Annotated in this window: 17 protein-coding genes; 9 read left to right on the top strand and 8 right to left on the bottom strand. The window is 57.3% G+C overall.

From position 1 onward, the window contains the following. Window positions 1–64: 64 nt before the first annotated feature. A complete protein-coding gene (locus tag Poly51_RS01990) occupies window positions 65–2,425 on the bottom strand; it encodes an ATP-dependent helicase (protein ID WP_146453698.1) in 2,361 nt (786 codons plus the stop codon). A gap of 226 nt (window positions 2,426–2,651) precedes the next feature. On the opposite strand from Poly51_RS01990, the gene Poly51_RS01985 reads away from it, so the two are divergent. The 7 genes from Poly51_RS01985 to Poly51_RS01955 all read left to right on the top strand — a co-directional run bounded on the left by Poly51_RS01985 (window position 2,652) and on the right by Poly51_RS01955 (window position 8,890). After that, window positions 2,652–3,017 carry a DUF2237 family protein gene (locus Poly51_RS01985; protein ID WP_146453695.1) on the top strand — a complete coding sequence of 122 codons (366 nt, stop codon included), beginning with the start codon at window positions 2,652–2,654 and terminating at the stop codon, window positions 3,015–3,017. 259 nt (window positions 3,018–3,276) lie between these two features. Continuing rightward, entirely contained in the window at window positions 3,277–3,921 is a 645-nt protein-coding gene (locus Poly51_RS01980) for a PEP-CTERM sorting domain-containing protein (RefSeq protein WP_146453693.1), read from the top strand. 361 nt (window positions 3,922–4,282) lie between these two features. Further along, window positions 4,283–4,915, top strand: coding sequence for a PEP-CTERM sorting domain-containing protein (locus tag Poly51_RS01975; protein WP_146453691.1), 633 nt, complete (start codon window positions 4,283–4,285; stop codon window positions 4,913–4,915). Window positions 4,916–5,185: 270 nt separating this feature from the next. After that, window positions 5,186–5,821 (top strand): PEP-CTERM sorting domain-containing protein, encoded by a 636-nt coding sequence (locus Poly51_RS01970; protein ID WP_186775279.1) that lies wholly within the window; start codon window positions 5,186–5,188, stop codon window positions 5,819–5,821. Between the two features lie 272 nt (window positions 5,822–6,093). Further along, a complete protein-coding gene (locus Poly51_RS01965) occupies window positions 6,094–6,723 on the top strand; it encodes a PEP-CTERM sorting domain-containing protein (RefSeq protein WP_146453687.1) in 630 nt (209 codons plus the stop codon). A 207-nt stretch (window positions 6,724–6,930) separates the two neighbouring features. Further along, window positions 6,931–7,818, top strand: a complete 888-nt coding sequence (locus Poly51_RS01960; RefSeq protein WP_146453684.1) for a tetratricopeptide repeat protein — start codon at window positions 6,931–6,933, stop codon at window positions 7,816–7,818. Between the two features lie 112 nt (window positions 7,819–7,930). Further along, window positions 7,931–8,890, top strand: a complete 960-nt coding sequence (locus Poly51_RS01955) for an RluA family pseudouridine synthase (RefSeq protein WP_146455094.1) — start codon at window positions 7,931–7,933, stop codon at window positions 8,888–8,890. 184 nt (window positions 8,891–9,074) lie between these two features. Here Poly51_RS01955 and Poly51_RS01950 read toward each other — a convergent pair whose 3' ends face one another. The 6 genes from Poly51_RS01950 to eno form a co-directional block, all read right to left on the bottom strand. Further along, window positions 9,075–10,598 (bottom strand): phytoene desaturase, encoded by a 1,524-nt coding sequence (locus Poly51_RS01950; protein WP_146453681.1) that lies wholly within the window; start codon window positions 10,596–10,598, stop codon window positions 9,075–9,077. Between the two features lie 99 nt (window positions 10,599–10,697). Next, the gene (locus tag Poly51_RS01945; RefSeq protein ID WP_146453679.1) at window positions 10,698–11,465 is read right to left on the bottom strand and encodes a hypothetical protein; all 768 of its coding nucleotides are present in this window, start codon (window positions 11,463–11,465) and stop codon (window positions 10,698–10,700) included. After that, on the bottom strand, window positions 11,465–11,941 hold the full coding sequence (gene greA, locus Poly51_RS01940; RefSeq protein ID WP_146453676.1) for a transcription elongation factor GreA: 477 nt from the start codon (window positions 11,939–11,941) through the stop codon (window positions 11,465–11,467). Before greA ends, Poly51_RS01945 begins: the two co-directional genes overlap by 1 nt. 195 nt (window positions 11,942–12,136) lie before the next feature. Then, entirely contained in the window at window positions 12,137–12,316 is a 180-nt protein-coding gene (locus Poly51_RS01935; protein WP_146453673.1) for a DUF1289 domain-containing protein, read from the bottom strand. A 118-nt stretch (window positions 12,317–12,434) separates the two neighbouring features. Next, window positions 12,435–12,986 carry a hypothetical protein gene (locus tag Poly51_RS01930; RefSeq protein WP_146453671.1) on the bottom strand — a complete coding sequence of 184 codons (552 nt, stop codon included), beginning with the start codon at window positions 12,984–12,986 and terminating at the stop codon, window positions 12,435–12,437. A 156-nt stretch (window positions 12,987–13,142) separates the two neighbouring features. After that, window positions 13,143–14,423 (bottom strand): phosphopyruvate hydratase, encoded by a 1,281-nt coding sequence (gene eno / locus Poly51_RS01925; RefSeq protein ID WP_146453668.1) that lies wholly within the window; start codon window positions 14,421–14,423, stop codon window positions 13,143–13,145. Window positions 14,424–14,598: 175 nt separating this feature from the next. Between eno and Poly51_RS01920 the strand changes: the two genes are divergently transcribed. Both Poly51_RS01920 and rsmA read left to right on the top strand, forming a co-directional pair. Then, on the top strand, window positions 14,599–15,201 hold the full coding sequence (locus tag Poly51_RS01920) for a riboflavin synthase (RefSeq protein ID WP_146453666.1): 603 nt from the start codon (window positions 14,599–14,601) through the stop codon (window positions 15,199–15,201). A 42-nt stretch (window positions 15,202–15,243) separates the two neighbouring features. Further along, entirely contained in the window at window positions 15,244–16,158 is a 915-nt protein-coding gene (gene rsmA / locus Poly51_RS01915; protein WP_146453663.1) for a 16S rRNA (adenine(1518)-N(6)/adenine(1519)-N(6))-dimethyltransferase RsmA, read from the top strand. Between the two features lie 123 nt (window positions 16,159–16,281). Here rsmA and Poly51_RS01910 read toward each other — a convergent pair whose 3' ends face one another. After that, the gene (locus Poly51_RS01910; protein ID WP_146453661.1) at window positions 16,282–17,481 is read right to left on the bottom strand and encodes a 3-keto-disaccharide hydrolase; all 1,200 of its coding nucleotides are present in this window, start codon (window positions 17,479–17,481) and stop codon (window positions 16,282–16,284) included. Between the last annotated feature and the right edge of the window lie 129 nt (window positions 17,482–17,610).

Below are 17,610 nucleotides of genomic sequence, written 5' to 3'. Positions count from 1 at the left end.
GAACTGCTTTTGCAGTTCACGTCCCGCAAGCGGAGTCGCGGGTCCACGTGGGGTCGTCCGACCGCTAGATGACTTCCAGGTTTGCATAGGCCAGGCGGAAGCTGTGTTCGCCTCCGTCGAATTGGACTTTTGCCGTTCGCTTCGGACCGCGTCCGGTGACTTCGATGATCGTGCCATCGCCGTGTTCCGGGTGGCGAACCGTCGTGCCTTCGCGATAGCTCATCAGCGGCGTCGTGCCCGCCTTCAGGAGGTCGGCGCCCGTCTTCAGTCCCGCCACAACGACAGAGGCTTTCTTCTTTGGTTTCATCGCCGCCGCCAACTCTTCGGGCGGCAACTGAGACACCTCGTCGATTTCGAATCCGGCCGGTGCGACGATAGCAGGTTCGTCCGACGGCGTTTTGCAAACTTGATCTGAGCCGACGTCTTCGTCCGGCAGATCCCATGAATCGGGATAGCTTTGGTCGTAGTCGTCTTCGCTATCGAACCAATCGCGGTTGCCCGTGCTTTCGATCCGTTTCATTTCATCGAGCGGCAACTCGTTCAAGAACGGACTTGGGATCACCGGTCGCACGTCGCCACGGACCGCGCGACGTTTACAGCAACTCAATTGCAACCACTCCTTCGCTCGCGTGATGCCAACGAACAAAAGCCGACGTTCTTCTTCGAATTGCTCTTCGGTTTCTTTGGATCGTTTGTGGGGAATCAAATCGTCTTCGACCGCGATCACAAACACTCGCGGGTATTCGAGTCCTTTTGCCGCGTGCAGTGTCATGATCGTGACACGGTCGGTGCCCCCGTCGATCGCGTCGGTGTCGGCGACCAGCGCGACCTGTTCCAAGAACGCTTCGAGCGATCCGTCGTCGGGGTGTTGCCGGTCGAATTCGACAGCGGCGGTGATCAGTTCGTCGACGTTCGACATCGGGTTGGCGTCTTGCTGTTCGACGGCCGTTTTTTCCAAGTACGCTTCGTAATCGATCTCTTCGACGAGGTATCGGATCAAGTCTTCCAGCGATGCCGTCGCCTTGATCGCCAACCGGTCGTAGAGCTTGATGAACTTGTTGACCATCGTGACAGCGCGTTTGGCGAGTCCTTCGATCTGGTCCGCACGCCGCGCCGCTTCCAGCATTGGGATTGCGTTGTAGTCCGCAAATTCGCGAATCCGTTCAACGGTTCGATTGCCGATGCCCCGCGTCGGCGTGTTGATCACGCGCATCAACGCGACGTCGTGGTTGGGGTTGTTGACCAAGTGAAGGTAAGCCAACAGATCTTTGATTTCACGGCGCTGATAGAACTCGACACCGTTGACGATCTGGTACGGCAACGACCGGCTGCGAAGGGCGTGTTCGAGCGACCGCGTCAACGCGTTCATGCGGCAAAAGATCGCAAAGTCCGACGGTTTCAATCCGTCGCTGATGATGGCCCGCGAGATCTCGTCGGCGATGCCGTCGGCTTCCTGGTAACCGTCTTCGAACATTCGCAAGATCACCGCTTCGCCTTCGGGGTGATCCGTGAATAATTCCTTTGCCTTGCGTCGGCGGTTGTATCGAATCAACTGATCGGCCGCGCGCAGGATGTTCGGTGTGCTGCGATAGTTCTTTTCCAACCGGACCGTTTTGACGGACGGATAATCCTTTTCAAAATCCAGGATGTTGTTCAGGTCCGCGCCCCGCCAACCATAGATCGATTGGTCCGGGTCGCCGGTGACGGCCAGGTTGGGGTGGTCAATCGACAGCGCGCGAACGATCGCGTACTGGGCCAAGTTGGTGTCCTGGTATTCGTCGACCAAGATGTATCGATACTTGCTGTCCAGTTCGCCACGGATCTCTGGATTCTCGCGCAGCAAGTTGGCAATGTGCAAAAGCAAGTCATCGAAGTCGACCGCGTTGGCCGTCAACAACTGTTGCTGGTAAATCGGATAGACCTTCGCCGCCAACGCATCGAGCGGACGCAGCGCAAGGCCCTGCATCATCTCGGGCGTGGTCAAGCGGTTCTTGGCGTGGCTGATCGCCGAGGCGATTTGTTCGGGCGATGCGTGAGTGGTCGAGACACCGGCCGCCAGCACGGCCCGCTTCATCGCTTGCTTTGAATCCGACGTGTCGTAAATCGAATAGTTTTCTTGCAGCCCGACCATTGTCGCGTAACGCCGCAAAAGTTGGGCACAGAAGCGGTGGAACGTGCCCATCCAGACCGGTTGATTCGGCGCCAGGGACTCGACCCGCATCCGCATTTCATCGGCGGCCTTGTTGGTGAACGTCAACGCCGCGATTTGCCACGGCGGAACGCCTTGGTGAATCATGTTGGCGATTCGGTGGGTGACGACGCGCGTCTTTCCGGATCCCGGTCCTGCCAAAATCAACATTGGGCCGTCGACGTGCGCAACGGCTTCCTGTTGTGCCTCGGTCAAGTTCTTAAAGATCGCGTCCATACTCGGTGTCTCCCGTTCGCTTCATCAACCCAAAAAACTTGCCCGCGCTGCGTTTACCGCCGGTTCACTATACCCGTGTCACCCAGATCGTTTAACGGGCGAGAGCTTAAGATGGACGCCTCGCGTTGCATCTCCGATTCACTGCACCGATACCCAACCCCGGGGGTGCTACACTGGCCGAAACGCGACGAGTTCTTTCATCCAACCGGCACGAGACAGATTCATCATGGCGAAGAACGTTCTGGGAACCGATTTGGCATCATGCAGCACCGATCCGATGACCGGTTTTTACCGCGACGGATGCTGCAACACCGGCGGCGACGATGCCGGTCTGCACACGGTTTGCTGTGAAGTGACGGCCGAGTTTTTGGAGTTCAGCAAGTCACGCGGCAACGATCTGAGCACGCCGATGCCGATGTACCGCTTTCCTGGGTTGAAGCCCGGTGACCGCTGGTGCTTGTGCGCGGCCCGATGGCGCGAAGCCTACGACGCAGGATTCGCGCCGTCCGTCGTGCTGGAGGCCTGCCATATCTCAACCCTCGAATGGGCATCGCTGGAAGAACTGCAAGAAAAAGCGGTTCCGGATTCCTAGCGCGGCGTCCTCTTCCCGGTACGACTTCCTCGTTTGACCGTTCGGATTTCGATCCGCCTTTTCGTATCACACGAAAAGACTTGCGGGAGGCTTTTTAATCACCGACGAATGGCTTTCAAGCAAAAATCTGAAACTGCACTGGCAAAGGTGATTCGGGAAAGTTATTCGTTGAATTATAGCAAATCTGTGCGACAGTGGATTTGTCTGGCACGCGATGTAGGACGTGCGAGATTCCCCCTGTGAACGAAGAATCTTTATCATGACGCGACATATTCAGGCTGCGTTTCTGAGTGCTGCTCTTGCTATTGCGATGTCAGCGACGTCCTATGCCGGAGTCGTCACGTCGGTGCTGCTCGATTTCCCAACTGAGTTTTCCACGACCCGCGATGCGATCAATGGGTTTGGTGTGTTGGGTACCGGAAGCGCTGTACACTTCAATCTGGGCGACTACGTCGAGCAAACGTACGGCAACACGGGGCTTTCAAACACAACCGGATCGCAGTGGCAGTTTAGTATCACCGATTTCACGCTCGATGGTGTCTTGAATACTTTCGATGCGCGAATCAACGGTGCAACCGTTGGATCTTTCAGTTACACCAGCGACGGTGTTTTTGGCAGTGTCCATGATTTTGACTTGACCTACACGCATGCTCCCGCCATCAATTCGCAAATCGGTGTAATGGGGCCCGACAGCTTCTTCTTAACGCTGTTAGCGACGTCCACTGTTCCGACCGGCTCTGGCACCTGGGCCTGGAACCCAGGCGGCACGGTCACGCTGACCGGCATGAGTTCAGCTCAAGCTATTCCCGAACCCGGATCGATGGCGCTGTTGACGTTTGCGACGTGTTCGCTCGGAATCGCAGCGTATCGCCGTCGAAAGACCGCCAACGGCACGGTTTGTTAGACAGCGTTTTGGTGTCCCGTGTCCCAATGATCCGTGTCCCAATGTCCGGCGGCCTGTTTCTACAAAGTGTCCGCTCCCAAGCAGTCGGCCGGCACGTTCGCGAGTTCGAGTGCCCATGCCAAGCTTGCCGCCGCGAATCGCTTGCACATCAAGTTATCGGCCGCTTTTTGGGCCTCGCGAGGCGGTCGGCTCCCACCTGGTAGGCAGGGTGAAATAGGTGGAATGCGTCGTTTTTTCGGGTTTTGCAGATTTTGACGGCGTTTGCTCTTGAAATGAAAAGAATTGCGGTAATCATCCATTGGCCGGGCCACCCTTTTGGCGTTCCCCAATCGACTCTCTTCTCTCTTCTCAAAGATCTAGCATGAAACGTTCCTTTTCTGCCGCAATGGTGTGCGTCGCCTTGTTGGTGATGAGCGCAGCTCAATCTCACGCGGGCGTCATGACGACGACTCTAGCTTTCCCATCGGAATTCTCGTTCACACGTCACGCGATTTTCGGCGATAGTGTGCTTGGTTCGGGCGGCGGCGGAGTCCACGTCGAGATCGGCGACTATGTCGAAGAAACCTTTGGCAACACCGGACTGGTCGACACAACCAGCTCGCGTTGGCAGTTCAGCATGTCCGACACGACGGACGCAGGAGTCACCAGCACGTTTGACGCGCGCATCAACGGTACAACGGTCGGCTCGTACAGCTTCGATGGCGACGGAGCGACCCCGACCACGCACACGTTTGATCTGGATTTCACCTATGCTCCCATCGCTTCGTTCACCGGCGGTGCCGGCCCCGAGAGCTTCTTCCTGACATTGATTTCCACTTCGACGGTCCCTCTTGGCCAAGGCGCGTGGAATTGGATTCCTGGTGGAACCGTCACTTTGACCGGCAATAACAACGCCGCGGCCGTGCCAGAGCCCGCTTCGCTGGCCGTGTTTGCCTTCGGTGCATGTGCGTTCGGCGCTTCGGTTTATCGCCGCCGTCGCCGAGCGACCGCCTAGTCACTTCGAAACGACCGATCTTCACTGAAACGGGCGGCCCCCCAAGGCTGCCCGTTTTTTTCGTGGAAAGACCAAGGCGTTGATTCAATCGATCTGCGGCTTGCGATGCACGACAGGTGCGACACGCACCAGTCGGCGACATGGGTAGTTTGCGGAGAATGCGGGTTTTTCCGGACTTGCGTCTTGATCTGCAAAATTTTTGAGCGACCATTGAACCACTCACCCAAAAGTGGGGTGAGTGGTAACTTCCCCCCAAAGAGAGTTTGCAACATGAAACGTACCTTTTTTGCCGCGTTGGGCTGCGTCGCCCTGATGGTGATGACCGCCGCGCAATCGCAAGCCGGCGTCATGGCGACGTCTGTGATCGGCTTCCCCACCGAAAACTCCACCACCCGTGATGCCATCAGCGGCTTTGGCACCTTGGGCAGCGGCGGTGGTGGTCAACACTACAACATCGGTGATTACGTCGAAGAAACCTTCGGCAACACCGGACTGGCCAACACTGACAGCTCTCGTTGGCAGTTCAGCATGTCGGACGTTACCGAGCTTGGCACCGTCAACACCTTTGATGCGCGAATCAATGGGGTGACTGTTGGTTCCTACAGCTTCATCGGCGACGGAAATCCGGGTTCGACGCGTTCTTTCGACCTGAATTTTGCTTACGCTCCGATTTCGTCGTACACCAGCGTCTTGGGCCCCGACAGCTTCTTCTTCACGCTGATTGCGACCTCGGCAGTGCCGATCGGCGATGGCTCATGGAACTGGTTCCCTGGTGGAACGGTCACGCTTTCGGGCATGCAAAGTGCCAACGCTGTGCCAGAACCGGCTTCGCTTGCGATCTTCGCATTCGGTGCCTGTGCATTCGGTGTGACGACCTATCGTCGCCGTCGCAAAATGACCGTCTGAGATCGACGAAACCACGGCAAATAACGACACGGGTGGTCCCACAAGGGCCGCCCGTTGCCTGTTGCCAACCCGAGCCAGAGATGGCACTTCGTTAACGAATGCTCGTCCATTTTCTTCCAAACGGGGAATGCTCGCGTGGAAAGATAGGGGTTCTGGGGATTTTGCGGAAAGTAGTGGGTTTTTGTATTGTGTTTTGAAAATCCTTGAACGAGCATTGGTTTGTTAGCCCCTCACGGGGGCTGAGAACAAACCTTACATCGAGAATTTCTAGCATGATACGTTCCCTTTCAGCCGCGTTGGTCTGCGTCGCTTTGTTGGTGATGACCGCCGCGCAGTCTCAAGCCGGCGTGATGGCGACGGCTTCGGTTGGCTTCCCGACCGAAAATTCGTTCGTTCGTGACGGCTTTACCGGAAACGGTGTTTTGGGTGCTGGTGGCACCGGAAACCACGCCAACATTGGTGACTACGTCGAAGAGACCTTCGGCAACACAGGACTGGCCAACACCACCAGCTCGCGTTGGCAATTCAGCATGTCCGACTTCACCAACCCGGGCATCATCAACACGTTTGACGCTCGCATCAACGGCGTTACGGTCGGTTCCTACAGCTTCGCGGGCGGTGTTTCACAGTCCCACGCCTTCGACCTGAACTTCGTTCACGCGCCGATCGCGTCGTACACCAGCGTCTTGGGCCCCGACAGCTTCTTCTTCACACTGATCGCGACATCATCGGTCCCGGTAAACAATGGCGGATGGGACTGGATCCCCGGTGGAACGGTCACGCTTTCGGGCATGCAAAGTGCCAACGCTGTACCAGAACCCGCTTCGCTTGCGATCTTCGCATTCGGAGCCTGTGCATTCGGCGTGACGACCTATCGTCGCCGTCGCAAAGTCAACGCTTAATCGCGTTTGACCACAAACGACTGATCGTTACATTGCGGGCAGCCTGCCAAGGCTGCCCGCTTTTCGTTGACACACAAAGCTTCGAGGGTGTTTTGAGCGGAAACGGCGCCGGAACTGTCGGCTTCCGCCTTGACGCTAAAGTCATGGTATTTCTATACTTCCGGGCTCGAAACTCCCTGTCCAACTGATCGAAGTCCACGGAAGATCATGAACGATCGACGTCACGAACTGCAACAAAACGACCTTGCGATCTATCTCGATCGCATCAATCGCTTCATCGAACCCCACTCCAAGATGATCGCAGTCGTCGTCGGTGGTCTGATCGTGGCTGGGTTGGCCTGGATGCTTTACAACAGCGAACAAACCAGCAAACGCAGCTATTCGACTTTCGAGTTGATGGAAGCGATGAATGGCAAGGACACCGAAGTCCTGGCCGACGTCAGCGAGAAGTTTCCGGGCACGCTGGCCGGCGAGTGGGCAAAAATCTACGAAGCCAACCAATTGCTTTCCGACGGCGTGGACGCACTGTTCACGGACCGCGATAACGCCAAGCGATTGCTTGACGATGCCAAAGTGGCTTACGACGAGTCGCTCGTCGGCAGCAAAGATCCACTGTTGATGTCCCGTGCCCACTTCGGTCTGGCTCGCACTTACGAATCGCTGGGCGAACTGGACAAGGCGATCGAACAGTATCGCAAAACCATCGGCATCGCCGAATCGGATCAGATGACCGAGAAGGCCGAGGAACGCATCGCGGCTTTGGAGAAACCGAAAACGAAAGAATTCTTGGCTTGGTTCGCCGACCAAGATTTCTCGCCCGCCGATCCGTCCCTGCCGCCGTCTTTACCTGGCAGCGAAGCATTGCCCGATCTGCCGGACTTGGACCTGCCCGATCTGGATCTTCCCGGTGGCACCAATTCCGACGTGATGGAGTCCGACGAAGGACTTGATCTGCCGTCGGATGAAGACGCGGCCACGGGCGTGAAAGCCGAAGCCGAATCGGACGCCGCTGAGTCTGAAGCCGCTGAGTCTGACGCCGCTGAGCTCGACTCTGCCGCGCCTGAAGCCAAGACTGAAGCCGCCAGTGCCGAGTAACCGGCGCGGCGATGATCGACCGCGGAACCAAACTCGCACGGATGACGAATCGGAAGACAACAGCAACGACGACGTCGAAGAAGTCGACGGTGAAGCGGTGGTTGCTGAAACCGTGTATCGCGACTTTGTCGTGCCCGAATCGGCGGACGGCGATCGCGTTGATCTCTTTCTGACGCAAAGCTGTGATGGTTACAGCCGCACACAAATCCGAGCCGCCGTCCAGGACGATGGCGCGGAAGTCGATGGTCGCGTTTGTCGTCCCAGTTTAAAGCTCAAAGAGGGCCAGCGGGTTCGATTTCGCGTTCCGCCGCTGCCGACCGACGACACGGTCCCCGAAAATATACCGCTGGACGTGTTGTACGAAGACGACGGGATGGTCGTCATCAACAAACCACCCGGCATGGTCGTCCACCCCGCGCGAGGAAATTGGACCGGCACGTTGACCAGCGCGCTGGCGTATCGGTTTCAATCACTTTCGGACGTCGGTGGCCCAACGCGCCCCGGCATTGTCCACCGGTTGGACCGGGACACGTCTGGTGTGATCGTGGTAGCGAAAACCAATGCGGTCCACGTGCATTTGTCGGCCCAATTTGCTGATCGTTCGACCGAAAAGGAATATTACGCGATCACCAACGCGCCGCTGGATCGCGACCGAGACATCATCGACGCGCCCATCGGTCGCCACCCTTACCAGCGCGACAAAATGGCGATTCGCGACGGACACGTGACCAGCAAGCCTGCGTCAACGTTCTATGAAGTGATTTCGCGTCACGGCCGATTCGTGCAAGTGCGGTTGTTGCCCAAGACGGGACGCACGCACCAATTGCGAGTTCACTTGGCTCACATTCGCTCGCCGATTTTGTGCGACAAGCTTTATGGCGGGCACAGCGAAGTGAGTGAGTCTTCGCTGAAGCTTGGCAAGCGAGACGAGTCCGACAAAACCGTCGTGTTGAATCGACAAGCGCTGCACGCGCGCAAGTTGACGATAGTGAATCCACAGACCGGCAAGCCAATGACGTTCGAGGCGCCGATCCCTGACGATCTGCAGCGCGTCATCGACATGCTGCCTTAAATCCCACCTGCTGCTTTGCCGACGATGTCCCGCGACGCCGTCGCACGGTATATGGTGTTCAGGACGATCAAGTGATCCGGTGGGCTAACGGCCTGTTGAAAAAGGGCTCTGGCCCTTTGGGGACGTTGCTGAAACATTGTGAATTCGAAGCGTCGGAGAGGTAGACCCTTTTTTCAACAGGCTGCTAAGCGCCGACCGCGGCCGCTTCTTCGATGAAGTCCGTGTTGACGCCGAGATCGTTCAGTAGCAGCCGACTGGAGATCCGACTCGATTCGTAGATCACTGGTAGCCCGCTGCCTGGATGGGTACCGCCGCCGACCAAATAGACACCGTCGAGCTCTTCGAAGCGGTTGTGCGGTCGCTTGTGCAGCATCTGCCCCAAGTTGTGCGCCAAGTTGAATGTGGCGCCTTTGTAGATCGCGTACTTGTGTTCCCAGTCGTGCGGCGTGATCCGATGCTCGAACCGAATACGGTCGCGGATATCGGTCAGCCCGATCGCGGCCAACTTGTCGAGTGTCAATTCGCGGAAGCGATCGGATTCGACGCTCCAGTCGACATTGGGGTGTTGGTGCGTGACGGGGACCAGGACATACAAAGCGCTGTGGCCGGGTGGTGCCAGCGACACATCCGTCACCGAGGCGTTTTGAACATAGAACGACGGGTCGCTGCTGAGCACATGCTCGACTTCGATCTCGCGCAGATTTTTTTCATAGTCGTTGGCAATGTGAATGCTGTGATGAGGAAGGTCGGCATAAATCCCTTCGATGCCCAGGTAAAGCATGAAGGTGCTGCACGAGTATTTCTTGCCAGCCAGTTTCTCGTCGCTCCATCGCTTTCGCGACGCATTCGGAATCGTCTTCGTCATCCAGTGAGCAAAGTCGGCGTTGACGACGAACGAATCGGCGTCATAACGATCGACGTCGGTGTGAAGTGTCTTTAAACGCTTGCCCACCAGTTCCACCGACGTGACCGCTTCGTTCAATCGAATCTTGACGCCCATGGATTCCGCGATTTCGGCCATCCGTTCGCTGACCCGACTGCAGCCGCCTTGCGGATGCCAAACGCCGTATTCGTATTCCAAAAACGAAAGGATGCTGAACAGGCTCGGGCACTGAAACGGAGACATGCCCAAGTACTTGGCTTGGAACGCGAACGCGATCACCAAACGAGGATCGTCGAAGTACCGTTCTAATTCGGTGCCCAGGGAACGCATCGGATGCAGATGCCGCGCCGCGGGCAACAGGGAAGGGCGTATCAAGTCGGTGACGGAGCTGAACGGCGATTCTAGGATCGGCCGGAACTTGGCCAACTTCACGCGGTTGTCGTCCATGTACCGACGCAGGGCACCGACGTCGGCGGGCGAGATCTTCGCGATCTGGCGATCCATTTCGTCCATGTCGGCGGTACAGTCGAGCTGGCCGCCTTGCGCAAACGTCAACCGATATTGGGGATCCAGTCGAGTCATCGGGACTTCGTCCATCAAGTCGCGGCCGACCGAGGCGAAGATCTCCGACAGCACGCGGGGATACAAAAAGAACGTGGGCCCACAGTCGAACCGGAATCCGTCGGCTTCGATCGCCGACGTGCGACCGCCAACTCGGTCGCTCTTTTCCAAGACCGTGACATCACAACCGGCGTGAGCCAATTGCATCGCCGCCGCCAATCCGCCGGGGCCGGCCCCTACGATGACCACTTTTCGTTCAGACAACTTCGATATTCCTAGTGCTTCATCCACATTCCCGGGCGTCGTGTACAAGACGAACACTCCGCCAGACCATTGGACTCTAGCGCACCGGCAATCGGGGCGCTAAAAGCCGCCGTCGGCCACACCCGCGTTGATTTGTTCGCGGACGATCGCTTCGATCCGCGCATTCGAAAAACTCTCGTCCGGAACCTTTTCGCGATCCGCCACCAGTCTGGCCCGTTGGACGACATCGATGATCGCATCGACGTCGATCGGTTGCTGTAGTCGGTGGCCACCGGGGCGAGTGCTATCGGCAATGTAGACCGGTGTTAAAACGTCTTCGAAATCGAACGACGTCGTCTTCCCGACTTCGACCGATCGCCGCAATCGCGACAACTGTTTCGACGTTTCGGCCGCCACTTCGGGCGACGCGTTCTTCGTTGCTGCGGCATCGACGGCGTACAGTTCACCCCACTGGATCACCGGCAATCGCTGTAGCCGTTGCAGGATTCCCGCGGATTGCCAGTTCTCGTATTTGCCACGCTGCATCTCATCGACCAACCGGGTGACCTGTTTGATCACCAGTTGCTTCTCGTCAGGCTCCAGCAGGCTCTGTTCCAGTTCGGGGATGTACGCATCGCGAAGCGTCCGGATCGCAAACTCGGTTCGTTTTTGAAACAGCAACCAAGTCGAGAATCCACAGAACACAAAGCCGGCGATGCCCATCAGCGCGGTCGCGGCCAAGATCGCCGGCATCCAACCAGGGCCATCATCGCCTTTCGTTGGCGGCTGGGGCGGCGAAGTCGGCGATGGGGTCGTTGGTTGTTCCGGTGAAACCGATTCGAGTTCGGGTTCCCGTTCGGCTTCAGGGTCGGCGGATTCGTCAGACATCAATCCAAGAACTCGATCTTTAAGATTTTGAACTTCAGCTTACCCGCCGGCGCATCGATCTCAGCCGTCTCGCCGACCTTCTTGCCGATCAAGCCTTGGCCGAATGGGCTGGTCACCAACACCTTGCCGGCGTTGACGTCGTCTTCGCCGGCGCCGACCAACGTAAACTGTTCTTCGTCGCCATACGCCACGTCTTCAACCGTGACGGTGCATCCAAAGACAACTTCGTCCTTGGGCAGGGTGGCCATATCGATGATCGTGGCGCGCGCGATCTTGTCTTTGTGTTGCGAGATCTTGGCCGCGATCATGCCTTGGTTTTCACGCTGGGCATGGTACTCGGCGTTCTCCTTCAAATCGCCTTCGGCACGTGCTTCGGCAATCCGATCGGTGCAAGCCGCCATCTCGACTTCCAGGCGTTCGATTTCGGCTTTGATCTTGTTGTAGCCCGCGCGGGTCATGGGTACCGATTCGATCATGGCACCAGTCCTTTGAGTTCGACGTTCGACAAAAAGAAAACCTTTCCCGGTGCGGGGAAAGGTTTTAAATTTTTCTTGGAGGGATGAGCCACAAAAGGCTCACGCGAGGATTGTCGCCGCTAGGGCGGTGAAAGTAAAGAGCGAGCGACCCCGTCTGGGTGGGAAACTGGACGGGAGCTGCGTTGGCTGCGCAGTCTACTTTTTCCTTCTCGCGGCGGCCCGCTGGTTGACGATTTGACGTTGCTGGGGATTGAGCCGGGAATACGCGGCAATTTCGTCCAGCGTGCGGTGGCACCCCTCGCACACGCCCTGCTGGTCGATCGTGCAAACTTGGATGCACGGTGATGCGGACGGATCTTCGGGCGGGTTGTTCATGGTCGGTGGGGGCTAACAGCCTATTAAAAACGGGGTCTGACCCGTTGGAGACGTTGCTGAAATATTGTGAATTTGAAGCGTCGGAGAGGGGCAGACCCCTTTTTCAACAGGCTGCTAATCATTGGGTGGTGAACTGGTCCGGTCCGCCGGCAACCGGCGAGTGTCGATACTCGGTCACGACCCAGCGATCCCCTACCTTTTGAAACCGCAGTTCCAGTCGTCGCACCACGCGCAGATTCCGCACTCCGCCGCGTTGGTTGCTGACGTCGACCTTGACCGACATGTCCACGTCGGCTTCGGGGGGAAACGATCCTTCGATCATCGTGATCGAACGAAGTTTATTGACGCGAGCCATGGTGAATTCGAACTGTGGCAATTCGAGCCGCGCCATTGCCTCGGCTTTCTCGTCGCCGATGATTCGGTAGGCTCTTTCGAAGTCATTTTTCTCAACCGCATCAGCCGTTTCGTAAATGACGCGTTCGATCTGCTCGCGATCGGTTTCCCACTTCGAGGCCACCAAGAACGCGACGGGAATCAAAGCCAACGCGATGATTCCCATCACCGCGGCCGCCTTCTTGCCGGTCTGCAGCCAACCAAACAACAACCCGCCGCCAAGCATGCCCAGCATCAACGAAACGATCCAAGGCTGCTCGGCAAGAAGAGAAGGCATGGGGATGGGTCATAGGTAACAGGTTTCAGGTGACAGGTTTTCGCGAGTTGGGCACGAGGTGCCACTCCGAAATCTTATCACACTGCTGTATCGACTGCTGTATCGACTGCTGTATCGACTGCTGTTACCTGTTACCTACTTGTTACCTACTTGTTCCTACAACTTTGCTGCGAAGACTGGGCCACCGTATTGTGCGGTGTCGCCCAGCATTTCTTCGATGCGAAGTAGTTGGTTGTACTTTGCCATGCGGTCACTTCGGCTGGCCGAACCGGTTTTGATTTGGCCGGTCGAAAGGGCAACCGCCAAGTCGGCGATGGTCGAGTCTTCGGTTTCGCCGCTGCGGTGACTGCTGATCGACGTGTAGTTGTTGCGATGAGCCAATTGGATGGCGTCGATCGTTTCGGTCAGCGTTCCGATTTGGTTGACCTTGATCAGGATGCTGTTCGCAATGCCTTCGTTGATACCGCGTTGCAAGCGATCAACATTGGTGACGAACAAATCGTCACCGACCAACTGGACCTTCTTGCCGATCTTGTCGGTCAACTTCTTCCAGGTGTCCCAGTCGTCTTCGTCGCAACCGTCTTCGATGCTGCAGATCGGATACTTGTCGCACCAACCGGCCAAGAAATCGACCATCTCGCTGCCCGACATCTTGTTGCCGTCGATCGAGTAGGTCTTTGAATCTTTGTCGTAAAATTCGGTCGAAGCCGCGTCGAGTGCGATCCAGACTTGTTCGCCGGCCTTGTAACCTGCCTTGTCGATCGCCGTCATGATGACGTCGAGAGCTTCTTGGTTGCTCTTCAAATCAGGTGCGAAACCGCCTTCGTCGCCGACCGCGGTGTTGTAGCCCTTGTCGGTCAGAACTTTCTTCAGGTTATGAAAGATTTCGGTGCCACAGCGAAGTGCGTCGCTGAATCGTTCGAAGCCCAAAGGCATCACCATGAACTCTTGCACGTCGACGTTGTTGTCGGCGTGTTCGCCACCGTTGATGATGTTCATCATCGGTGCGGGCAACATGCGAGCACCGGCGCCGCCGAGGTAGCGGTAAAGTGGTTGTCCGGTGCAGGACGCAGCGGCGTGGGCGGTGGCCAGCGAAACGGCCAGGATCGCGTTGGCGCCCAGGTTCTTTTTGTTCGGGGTGCCGTCCATTTGGATCATCGCCGCGTCGATGCCGGCTTGGTCGGTCGCGTCCATGCCCTCGAGTGCTTCGGCGATCTTTTCGTTGACGTTGTCGACGGCCGTCAGAACGCCCTTGCCCATGTAGACGGACTTGTCACCGTCGCGGAGTTCCCACGCTTCGTGCATCCCGGTGCTGGCTCCGCTAGGTACGGCGGCGCGACCGTGAGATCCGTCGGAAAGCAAAACTTCGCATTCGATCGTCGGGTTTCCGCGGCTGTCGAGGATTTGGCGGGCGTGGATGGCTTCGATCAAAGTCATGGGAGGTCTCGTGAAAACTTAAGAGTTGGGAGGGTCTGTTTCGTTCCGGGCTGGCATTTTGGTGCATCGCTGCCAAACTGGCTAGGCGTCGGGAATAGGTTTCAGTTGTCAGGTAACAGGCATCAGGACTTTTATTTCCTGTCACCTGATACCTGTCACCTAGAACCTACTGCCAATGTTCACCGGACTCGTCGAAACTCTCGGCACCCTCGTCAACGTCGTCGATCAATCCCCGGGCAAGCGTTTTACCGTTGATGCCGGGTTAGTGGCCCAGGATGCGACCATGGGGGCCAGCATCTGTATCAATGGGTGTTGCTTGACGGTTGTGGGTGTCGAAGCAACGAAACTGGATTTCGAAGCCGGCGAAGAAACGTTGTCGCGGACGAACTTGGGCGAATTGGTCATCGGCAGCCACGTCAATTTGGAACGCTCACTCGCGGTCGGCGATCGGATGGGCGGACATTACGTTTCCGGCCACATCGATGCCGTCGGACGATTGATCGAGCGAAAAGATGATCCGCCGTGGGCCAACCTGCGGTTCAGCATCCCGAAACACTTGGCGTCCCAAGTCGCATCCAAGGGCAGCATTGCGATCGACGGCATCAGCTTGACGGTGGTCGACGTCGCGGACGATTCGTTTTCCGTCGCCTTGATTCCTCACACTTTGTCCGTCACCACACTGGGCGGCCGGAAAGTTGGCGACCGAGTGAATCTGGAAACCGATCTGTTGGCCAAATACGTCCAGCGAGCGTTATCGCAAAACACAGATCTTTCCTAATACCTAACACCCAATCCCTAAAACCAATCCCCCCCCCTCTCTATGTCCGACCAGCCTCGACAAACCGCGACGTATCTTTCCAAGCGACTCGCCGCGGCGGGGCTTCGGCCGGTGTCGCGGTTCGGCCAGAACTTTTTGATCGACTTGAACTTGGTCGATCTGATCGCTCGCTCGGCCGAGATTCGCAAGGACGACGTGGTGCTGGAGATCGGCACTGGCGTCGGATCGTTGACGACGCGATTGAGTGACCAAGCGGGTGCGGTGTTGACGGTTGAGATCGACAACAACTTGCACCAAATGGCAAGCGAAGAGTTGTCGGGTCGCCCCAACGTCAAACTAATCCACGGCGATGCGTTGAAAAACAAGAACACGCTGCGACCCGAAATCATGGAGAACATCCGTGACGCGATGGCCCGACTGGGTCCCGAGTCACGGTTCTTGCTGGTCGCGAACCTTCCGTACAACGTCGCTACGCCGATTATCAGCAATCTGTTGCACGAGACGCCAACGCCGGATGTGATCGTGGTCACGATCCAAAAAGAAATGGCAGATCGCATCGTCGCAGGTCCTGGAACCAAAGACTACGGCGCGCTAAGCGTTTGGGTGCAATCGATCTGCGATGCCGAGATCGTGCGGATTCTGCCGCCGACGGTGTTTTGGCCACGTCCGAAGGTCCATTCCGCGATCATCCGATTGGACCATCGACCCGAGCGGCGAGCCGCGTTCACTGACCTTGATCACTTCCACGCTACCGTTCGATCGCTGTTCTTTCACCGACGAAAATTCTTGCGCTCGGTCGTGATCAGCGCGATGAAGGGACGACTGGACAAGGGCGAAGTCGATGAAGTCCTGCAGACACTCGGCCACGGCGAAACGGCGCGAGCGGAAGAGCTGGACGTCCAACAAATTCAACAGTTGGCCGAAGCACTGCGATTGGCAGAACTGAAAAAGCAGTAACCCATCCATCCAAAATTGTGGCCCTGCGACTCCGCTCGCAGGGTGTACGATGATCGGATCATGAACTGCTTTGCAGTTCATGTCCCGCGAACGGAGTCGCGGGTCCACATCGGGTGGCCCGAGTTATGCGGTTTCGGCTGGTGCTTCTTCTGTCACTTCCGCCTTGGCTTTTTCCTCTGCCTCTGCCTCTTTCGCTTTTTTCTTTGCCTTGGCGTCCGCCTTCGCCTTCTTTTCAGCTTCCGCCATCGTCACTGCGTCAGCTTTCTTTTTCTCCGCTGCTTCGATTTGTTCTTTCGTCGGTTCGATCGGGAACGTCACCGTCGTCAAGCCACGGTCGATCACCCACACGTTGCGAAAACGAACTGGGTCCCCGTGATCTTGCAATTTGATCGGCAACAGCGACGGTTGCTCTTCCTGGCCGTGGCCGGTTTGCGAAGCCAGTTCGACGTTATCCTGTACCTTCACGCCGTTGAGCCACGATGAAATGTGGGCACCGCGGAGCTTCGATCCGTCCGACGCCCAGCGTGGCGCCGTGAACTCGATGTCATACGTTTGCCAAACCAGCGGCGGCAAGCACATGTTGAAGTCGGGTTGTTTGAAACGGTAAAGAGCGCCACAACCGTTGAAGACAGCGTCTTGGGCGAACGAGTCGAGCACCTGGCACTCATATCGACTCTGCAAATACAAGCCGCTGTTTCCGCGCGACTGGTCCGACGCCTCGGGCATGTAGGGCAACCGAAACTCGACGTGCAGGTTGAAGTCCTGGAACATCGGTTTGACGTCCGCGCCCTGCATCAGCAAACCGTCGTCGGTCATGGATGCTTTCGAAAACTGGTCGACGTTGGTGCCATCGAATAGGACGGTGGCACCCTCGGGAGCCGGGGCACCCATTGTCGGGCTGACCCGCTCGGTGCGTTCCAGTTTCCCCAGCTTGGTGCCTTCGCGATCGACCAGAGTGCATCCTTCAGCGGAAACGAAAATCGCCCAAGGTCCGCCCGACAGAATCACGGTGTCTCCGCTACGTCGGCCGATCAACCGCATCGGCTTGCCGCCGAATGTTTCCTGGCCCGGCAATCCGCCAGTGAACGACAGGGCGTCAAAGTTGTCGCCGCCGACCGGCCGGATTTGCAGGCCGATTCGCTCGGTTTTTCCTTCGCTGACCGTGATTTCGCCCACAAATTCGCCCAATAGCGGGTAATTGGCGTCGTCGGTTGGCGGTTCGGTGTGAACCGGACCTTTGCCCGGTTTGGCTTCGGGATCAGCGGCAAAAACGGGGCTGATAAGCGTGGATGCGATCAACAATGCGGAAAAACGACGGCGCATATCGAATTCTTTGGTGGGTGGGATGAGGAGCGAGACGCCAGTTTAATCGAGCAACGGGGTTATTGAAGCCAAAACCGGCACCCCTGCGTGGTCCTGCGTGGCCCTGCGACGCCGTTCGTAAGGTGTGCG

Source organism: Rubripirellula tenax, from assembly GCF_007860125.1.
Taxonomy (GTDB): domain Bacteria; phylum Planctomycetota; class Planctomycetia; order Pirellulales; family Pirellulaceae; genus Rubripirellula; species Rubripirellula tenax.
Note: the sequence above shows the minus strand (reverse complement) of the source record. Positions and strands in the feature narration are given on the sequence as shown.

What these genes read in the sequence shown, in the direction of transcription:
- Poly51_RS01990 (WP_146453698.1), bottom strand. Translation starts at nt 2,425, where the DNA reads ATGGACGCGATCTTTAAGAACTTGACCGAGGCACAACAGGAAGCCGTT.
- Poly51_RS01980 (WP_146453693.1), top strand. Translation starts at nt 3,277, where the DNA reads ATGACGCGACATATTCAGGCTGCGTTTCTGAGTGCTGCTCTTGCTATT.
- Poly51_RS01930 (WP_146453671.1), bottom strand. Translation starts at nt 12,986, where the DNA reads ATGCCTTCTCTTCTTGCCGAGCAGCCTTGGATCGTTTCGTTGATGCTG.
- Poly51_RS01965 (WP_146453687.1), top strand. Translation starts at nt 6,094, where the DNA reads ATGATACGTTCCCTTTCAGCCGCGTTGGTCTGCGTCGCTTTGTTGGTG.
- rsmA (WP_146453663.1), top strand. Translation starts at nt 15,244, where the DNA reads ATGTCCGACCAGCCTCGACAAACCGCGACGTATCTTTCCAAGCGACTC.
- Poly51_RS01920 (WP_146453666.1), top strand. Translation starts at nt 14,599, where the DNA reads ATGTTCACCGGACTCGTCGAAACTCTCGGCACCCTCGTCAACGTCGTC.
- greA (WP_146453676.1), bottom strand. Translation starts at nt 11,941, where the DNA reads ATGATCGAATCGGTACCCATGACCCGCGCGGGCTACAACAAGATCAAA.
- Poly51_RS01985 (WP_146453695.1), top strand. Translation starts at nt 2,652, where the DNA reads ATGGCGAAGAACGTTCTGGGAACCGATTTGGCATCATGCAGCACCGAT.
- Poly51_RS01960 (WP_146453684.1), top strand. Translation starts at nt 6,931, where the DNA reads ATGAACGATCGACGTCACGAACTGCAACAAAACGACCTTGCGATCTAT.
- Poly51_RS01935 (WP_146453673.1), bottom strand. Translation starts at nt 12,316, where the DNA reads ATGAACAACCCGCCCGAAGATCCGTCCGCATCACCGTGCATCCAAGTT.
- Poly51_RS01910 (WP_146453661.1), bottom strand. Translation starts at nt 17,481, where the DNA reads ATGCGCCGTCGTTTTTCCGCATTGTTGATCGCATCCACGCTTATCAGC.
- Poly51_RS01975 (WP_146453691.1), top strand. Translation starts at nt 4,283, where the DNA reads ATGAAACGTTCCTTTTCTGCCGCAATGGTGTGCGTCGCCTTGTTGGTG.
- eno (WP_146453668.1), bottom strand. Translation starts at nt 14,423, where the DNA reads ATGACTTTGATCGAAGCCATCCACGCCCGCCAAATCCTCGACAGCCGC.
- Poly51_RS01945 (WP_146453679.1), bottom strand. Translation starts at nt 11,465, where the DNA reads ATGTCTGACGAATCCGCCGACCCTGAAGCCGAACGGGAACCCGAACTC.
- Poly51_RS01970 (WP_186775279.1), top strand. Translation starts at nt 5,186, where the DNA reads ATGAAACGTACCTTTTTTGCCGCGTTGGGCTGCGTCGCCCTGATGGTG.